Origin of the sequence: Dietzia sp. CW19 (genome assembly GCF_014145265.1) — a bacterium.
GTDB lineage: Bacteria > Actinomycetota > Actinomycetes > Mycobacteriales > Mycobacteriaceae > Dietzia > Dietzia natronolimnaea.
Window position 1 is genome coordinate 1,383 of record NZ_JAALEE010000502.1, and the last position, 6,916, is coordinate 8,298.

Sequence of the window (6,916 nt, forward strand, 5' to 3'; positions counted from 1 at the left end):
CAGCTCAGGCGACGGGCGTCAGCTCAGCGTGAGCGACTCGCCGTCCTCCGCGAGCGAGACCCGCACGGTGTCGCCGTCGCGGATGTCGCCGCCGAGCAGGGCCCGGGCCAGCTTGTCGCCGATCGCCTGCTGCACCAGCCGGCGCAGCGGGCGGGCGCCGTAGGCCGGGTCGTACCCGCGCCGGGCCAGCCAGCCCTTGGCCGCGTCGTCGACCTCCAGGACCAGTCGCCGACCCTTGAGCCGCCGCGCGAGCTCGTCGATCTGGATGTCGACGATCGACTCGAGCTGCTCCTCGCTGAGCGAGTCGAACATCACCACGTCGTCGAGCCGGTTGATGAACTCCGGCTTGAAGGCGCGCTTGACCGCGTCCATCGTCTGCTCCCGCGATCCACCCGCCCCCAGGTTGGAGGTGAGCACGAGGATCGTGTTGCGGAAGTCGACCGTGCGCCCCTGGCCGTCGGTGAGACGGCCGTCGTCGAGCACCTGCAGGAGGATGTCGAAGACATCCGGGTGCGCCTTCTCGACCTCGTCGAGCAGGACGATCGTGTACGGACGTCGTCGCACGGCCTCGGTGAGCTGCCCGCCGGCCTCGTAGCCGACGTACCCCGGAGGGGCACCCACCAGCCGCGAGACGCTGTGCTTCTCCGAGTACTCGCTCATGTCGATCCGGACCATGGCCCGCTCGTCGTCGAACAGGAACTCGGCGAGCGCCTTGGCCAGCTCCGTTTTGCCGACACCCGTGGGGCCGAGGAAGAGGAAGGAGCCGGTGGGCCGGTCGGGGTCGGCGACCCCGGCCCGCGACCGTCGCACCGCGTCGGACACGGCCCGGACCGCCTCGCCCTGGCCGACGACACGACGCGCGATCTCGTCCTCCATGCGCAGGAGCTTCTCGGTCTCGCCCTGAAGCATCTTGCCCACGGGGATCCCGGTCCAGGCGGAGACGACCTCGGCGACGTCCTCCGGGCCGACCTCCTCCTTGAGCATCGCGTTGGTGGCGGCGTCGTTCTCCTCCGCCTGGGCGAGCTGCTTCTCCAGCTCGGGCAGCCGTCCGTAACGGATCTCGGCGACCCGTGCGTAGTCGCCGTCGCGCTCGGCCTTCTCGGACTCGGTGCGCAGCGCGTCGAGCTCCTCCTTGACCTTCTGCACGCCCTGGATGGCGGTCTTCTCGTTCTGCCACCGGGCGGTCAGCTCGGCGAGCTTCTCCTTGGAGTCGGCGAGCTCGGACTGGAGCGCGACGAGGCGGTCCTTGGACGCGGCGTCCGTCTCCTTCTGCAGCGCCACCTCCTCGATCTCGAGCCGGCGCACGATCCGCTCGGCGGCGTCGATCTCCTCCGGCCGGGAGTCGATCTCCATCTTGAGCCGGCTCGCGGCCTCGTCGACGAGGTCGATCGCCTTGTCGGGAAGGAACCGCTGGGTGATGTAGCGATCCGAGAGCGCGGCCGCGGAGACGAGCGCGGAGTCGGTGATGCGCACGCCGTGGTGCACCTCGTACCGCTCCTTGAGCCCGCGCAGGATGCCGACCGTGTCCTCGACGCTCGGCTCCCCCACATAGACCTGCTGGAAGCGTCGCTCGAGGGCGGCGTCCTTCTCGATGTACTTGCGGTACTCGTCGAGCGTGGTGGCACCGACCAGGCGCAGCTCACCGCGGGCGAGCATCGGCTTGATCATGTTGCCGGCATCCATCGACCCCTCGCCGGTCGCGCCGGCGCCGACGATGGTGTGGACCTCGTCGATGAAGGTGATGATCTGCCCCTCGGAGGCCGTGATCTCGTCGAGCACGGCCTTGAGCCGCTCCTCGAACTCGCCGCGGTACTTGGCGCCCGCGACCATCGAACCCAGGTCGAGCGAGAGCAGGGTCTTGCCCCTGAGCGACTCGGGGACGTCGCCGTCCACGATCCGCCGGGCCAGCCCCTCGACGATGGCGGTCTTGCCCACGCCGGGCTCGCCGATGAGCACCGGGTTGTTCTTGGTGCGGCGGCTCAGCACCTGAACCACGCGCCGGATCTCCGAGTCGCGCCCGATGACCGGGTCGATCTTGCCCTCACGTGCGCGGGCCGTGAGATCCGTGGAGTACTTCTCGAGCGCCTGGTACTGGTCCTCGGGGTTCTCGGTGGTCACGCGCGTGTTGCCGCGGACCGCGGCGAACGCCTGCTTGAGCGCGTCCTCGGTGGCCCCGAGCTCGCCCAGGAGCTTGGCGGCGTCGCCCCCGGTGTGCCCCGCGGCGATGCCGACCAGGACGTGCTCGGTGGAGACGTAGTCGTCGCCCATCTCGGACGCGAGGGTCTGGGAGAAACTGATGACGGCGAGGGCGTCGCGGTTGAAGTTGGGGGCGGCCAGCCCCGAGCCCGACGCGCTGGGGTAACTCGCGGTGAGGGCCTTGGCCTGCGTGAGCGCCAGTTGCGGGTCCACCCCACATGCCTGGAGCAGGGGCGTGGCGATCCCGTCCTGCTGTTCGAGCAGCGCCACGAGGAGGTGGCCCGGACGGACATCCGGGTTCCCTGCCGCCGAGGCGGATTGGACGGCGGCCGACAGAGCCGCCTGGGTCTTGGTCGTGGGGTTGAACTGGCTCATCGACCGGTCCTTTCTTCGACGTGTTCTTGAGCGTACTCGGGTCAATACCGGCCCACATCAGGACCGGACAGTCCGTACAACTGCCGAACAGTTGAGTCTATTCCGCTCAAGTCAAAGAATCCGGTGTGAACGCCGCCACCACGTGAGTAGATTCTTAGCGGTATCGCGAGGCCCCTCCCTCGCATCGACCCAGGACAGGCCCCCGTTGACCCCCTCACCCCACCCCGCGCCGTGAACAGACAGCGATCTGTTCATCCCGCCGTCAGCTTCTCCGCCTACCTGCTGGCGATCGTCGTACCGCTCGTCCTGGCGCTGGCGGTCGTCGGATCCTCGCCGGCCCTCCTGGCGATGGTCCCCGAAGAGCACCGCGGCACCGTCGCCTCCTTCGGCGAGGGCGCCGCTCGCGTGTCAGGCGGGGACGGCGGCCTGTTCAGGCCGGCCCACGCCGATGCCGCCAACTCCACGGTCCCGGGGACTGCCGTCCCGCTCCGGGGCGAGTGGTCACCGCGCCGCGCCGCCGACATCCAGCCCCCTGCCGGGCTGATCGCGGGGGTCGACTACGCCGTCGAGGCCACCGAGGACGGGTACCTCGCCCATTGGCCGTGCGAACACGAGATCCCCGTGCGCTCCTACGACGCGCCCCCGGGCAGCGAGCCCGACCTCGCGTGGGCGGTCGAGACCCTCGCCTTCGCCAGCGGCCTCCCCCTCAGGTATGCGGGGCCCGGTGCCGAGGGAGAGCGCGAAGGCGACGGCGCCATCTCCGTGACGTACGGCGACCACCCCATGTTCCACACCGACCCCGAGATCGCGGGGCTGGGCGGCGTCACGGTGTGGCCGCGAGGGTTGGTTCTCCAAGGCTCGGTGACCCTGCGGCCGGATCAGATCAACCCCGTCCCCGGGGACGCCTGGACCCGCAGCCTGACGCTTCACGAACTCATGCACGCCGTGGGCGTCGACCACGCCGTGGCGCACGGGCCCGAGGTCATGGCGGAACGGCCGGGCCCGCACCCCCCGACGATCCTGGGCTACGGCGACCAGTTCGCGCTACGGCTCGTCGGCTGCCTGTGACGCGCGGGCTGTGCCTGTGACGCGCGGGCTGCCCGGCATGCGCCGGCTGCGGGTGACGACCCCCTCAGAGGGTCGTGACGACCTCGTCGTAGTCGAGTCGCGGCAGCCGGTCGAACCAGGCGTTCTCCGCCGGCGTGCCGATGTTGATCGCCACGAGGACGCGGTGTCGCCCGTCGGGGAAGAACTCCGCGGCGATCCCCTCGGCGTCGAACCCGGTCATCGGGCCGGCGGCGAGACCCGCTGCGCGGATGCCCAGGATGGTGTAGCCGACCTGCAGGCTCGCGTTGAGCTCGGCCACACCGGCCCGCGCGGCCTCGTCCGCGAACAGGTCGCGGGCGCCGGGGAAGTGGGGGAAGAGCCGGGGTAGTTCGTCGTGGAAGTCCACATCGGCGGCGAGCAGCGCGACGGCCGGCGCGGCGGCGGTCTTGGCCCGGTTGCCCTCGGCCAGGTGCGGCAACAGTCGGGCCTTGGCCTCCTCGGACCGCACCACGACGATCCTCAGCGGCTGGTTGTTCATCGACGTCGGGGCCCACTTGACCAGGTCATAGATCGCGCGGAGCTGCTCGTCGGTGACGGGCTCGTCGGTGAACGCGTTGGCGGAACGGGCCTCCCGGAAGAGCAGGTCCTGCGCAGCGGAGTCCAGGGTCAGGGCGGTCGGAACCTCAAAAGATGTTGTCATATCTACTAGAACTCCCGATGCGCTCCGCCGAATCCCGGTCGAATGGTGATGTCCGTCACCCCGCGCGCCTACGCTCACCTCATCGACCGCTCACCTCGTCGTCGTCATCCCCCCGGAGGTCCCCATGCCCACCCGCACCCGATCCGCGACGCTGGCCGTCCCGGTCGCCACCGCCGCCCTCGTGCTGGCGACCCTGACCGGCTGCAACGCGATGGACCCCAACCAGGGCGGTGACACCACCTGCGGCGACTACATGGAGATGCCGCCCGAGGACCAGCGCGAGGTGATCACCACCTTCCTCGACGAGAAGGGGCAGTCCGATCCCGCCGGCATGGAGGTGACGCTGAACCAGGAGTCGGCCAAGCTCTACTGCGGAACCGTGGGCCAGGCGAGCGACCCGATCCGCAACATCGATACGGGGTAGCACCGATACCGGGTAGCACCCCACCACACCCAATGGCCCGCCCGCTACGAACTATTGGTGACAATGGTCGGTGTGGAACGGGAGGCGATCTGATGAGGAACGGCGTCGTCGTCGACATCGGCGGCAGCGGGACGCGGATCGGTGCCGTGGTCGACGGCCGCGTGGTGGGAGTCCACGGGGCCGAGGTGGCCACCGCCGAGGATCTGGCCGCGGTGATCCGGGCCGTCGATCCCCTCCCCAGCGGCGTCGGCGTGTCTGTCAGCGGGCACGTCGACGCCGACCGTGGGGTCATCGAGGCCTCCCGCGCCGCCGCCTGGGCCGAGGGGCCGATGCGCTCCCAGTTGGTCGCCCTCCTGGACGCCCCGGTGTCCGTGATCGGTCACGGCGATGCCCACGCCCTGGCCCTGACCCAGCTGCCGGACGTCGAGTTCGGCGGCATCGCCATCTCCCTGGGCACCACCCTGTCCTTCGGGGCGCTCAACCGCCACGGTGCGCTCATCCACCCGTGCGGGCCCACCGGGTGGGACCTCGGGCACTGGCGGCTGGTCGTGGACGGCGGCACCACCGAGGCGTGGTGGGGTCTGGGCGGGCACGGGCTCTACGACCTCGAGCGGGAACACGGCGACGGTGCCGCCGAGATCTACGCCCACCGGGTGGGCTCCTTCGTGGTGGACGCCGTCCAGTTGTTCCGGCCGCGCACGGTCCTGCTCACCGGCGGGATCGTGGTGGGCCTGGGCGAGGCGCTGCACGGGCCGGTCGCCGAGCAGTTGCACACGCTGCCGCACACCATCCCGACGCCGCGGGTCGTGTTCTCCCCGTCCCGGGACACGGCACTCTTCGGGGCCGCGGTGGCCGCGGGGTTGGCGATGCCGGCGGTGCGGTGATCACCCGCGCCGCTACTCGATCAGCCCCCGCAGGTCGTCGGCCGTGAGTGCCGCGGAGAAGTGCTCCCCCCTATCCAGCACGGAGGCGAAGAGCTCGGCTTTGCGTCGCTGCAACTCCACCACCCGCTCCTCGATGGTGTCTCGCGCGACCATCCGGTAGACCAGCACCGGGCGGGTCTGACCGATCCGGTGCGCACGGTCCACGGCCTGCGCCTCGGTGGCCGGGTTCCACCACGGGTCCAGGAGGAAGACGTAGTCGGCGCCCACCAGGTTGAGGCCCACTCCCCCGGCCTTGAGGCTCAGGCAGAACACCTGCGCGCCACCCTCCGTGAACCTGCCGACGGCTCCCGCTCGGTCGGTGGTCCTGCCGTCGAGGTGAGCGACCGTGATGCCCTCGGCGTGCAGCCGGTCGACCACCGTGTCGAGGTAGCTGGTGAACTGGCTGAACACCAGCGCCCGGTGCCCCTCGGCCACGACCTCGCGCAGCGACGCGATGAGCTCATCGGTCTTGGCGGAGGGGATCGATGCGTGGTCCGGGTCCACCAGCGAGGGGTCCAGGCACAGTCGGCGCAGCACGGTGAGGCCGGCGAGGATGCTGATGCGGTTGGAGTCGAAGTCGTCGAGCAGCGCCAACAGCGACGCCCGCTGACGGGCGAGCTCGCGCTCGTAGACCCGGCGGTGCGCGACCGAGAGTTCTACCTCCATCACCGCATCGGTGCGTGGCGGCAGCTCGCCGGCCACCAACTCCTTGCGGCGCCGCAGCAGGAACGGTCGCAGTCGGCGACGGAGACGGCGCAGTGCCTCGGCGTCGCCGTCCTTCTCGATCGGGGTCCGGAACAGCGCGCGGAACTCCTTGGCGTCGGGCAGCACCCCCCGACAGGACAGGGCCGCGATCGCCCACAGTTCGGTGAGGTTGTTCTCCATGGGCGTGCCGGTGACCGCGAGCAGGAAGTCGGCCCGCAACCCGGCGAGAGCGGCGAACAGCTTGGACGAGGGGTTCTTGGCCTGCTGGGCCTCGTCCAGGATCACCCCGGCCCACTCGATCCCCGCGTACGCCTCGGCGTTCAGACGCAGGACGGTCGCGGAGGTGACCACGATGTCGTGGACGGCCGCGTCCTCGGCCACGGTCGTGGGCGACTTGCTCTCCGTGGCCGAGCGTCGGGCCACGCGCAGCGAGGGCACGAACCTCCGGGCCTCGGCCTCCCAGTTGGGCACGACCGACGAGGGCGCCACCACGAGGAACGGCCCCGGCGAACCAGCGACCGCCTCGGCGCCGGAGGCGGGGGCGCC

At 70.7% G+C, this 6,916-nt stretch carries 6 protein-coding genes; 3 read left to right on the forward strand and 3 right to left on the reverse strand.

Annotated features, from left to right (window positions below; all coding sequences use genetic code 11):
• Positions 1-18: 18 nt before the first annotated feature.
• On the reverse strand, positions 19-2,571 hold the full coding sequence (gene clpB / locus G6021_RS14295) for an ATP-dependent chaperone ClpB (RefSeq protein ID WP_182641562.1): 2,553 nt from the start codon (positions 2,569-2,571) through the stop codon (positions 19-21).
• Between the two features lie 231 nt (positions 2,572-2,802).
• Here clpB and G6021_RS14300 point away from each other — a divergent pair, with 231 nt between their 5' ends.
• Complete coding sequence (locus G6021_RS14300; protein ID WP_182641563.1) at positions 2,803-3,639, forward strand: hypothetical protein; 837 nt, start codon at positions 2,803-2,805, stop codon at positions 3,637-3,639.
• Positions 3,640-3,703: 64 nt separating this feature from the next.
• On the opposite strand, the gene G6021_RS14305 is transcribed toward G6021_RS14300, so the two are convergent.
• Positions 3,704-4,318 carry a malonic semialdehyde reductase gene (locus G6021_RS14305; protein ID WP_179523517.1) on the reverse strand — a complete coding sequence of 205 codons (615 nt, stop codon included), beginning with the start codon at positions 4,316-4,318 and terminating at the stop codon, positions 3,704-3,706.
• A 124-nt stretch (positions 4,319-4,442) separates the two neighbouring features.
• Here G6021_RS14305 and G6021_RS14310 point away from each other — a divergent pair, with 124 nt between their 5' ends.
• Positions 4,443-4,742, forward strand: coding sequence for a hypothetical protein (locus G6021_RS14310; protein WP_179523518.1), 300 nt, complete (start codon positions 4,443-4,445; stop codon positions 4,740-4,742).
• A gap of 92 nt (positions 4,743-4,834) precedes the next feature.
• The gene (locus tag G6021_RS14315; RefSeq protein WP_182609706.1) at positions 4,835-5,626 is read left to right on the forward strand and encodes an ROK family protein; all 792 of its coding nucleotides are present in this window, start codon (positions 4,835-4,837) and stop codon (positions 5,624-5,626) included.
• 12 nt (positions 5,627-5,638) lie between these two features.
• On the opposite strand, the gene G6021_RS14320 is transcribed toward G6021_RS14315, so the two are convergent.
• A partial coding sequence (locus G6021_RS14320; protein WP_182641564.1) for a DEAD/DEAH box helicase occupies positions 5,639-6,916 on the reverse strand: 1,278 nt, incomplete at its 5' end.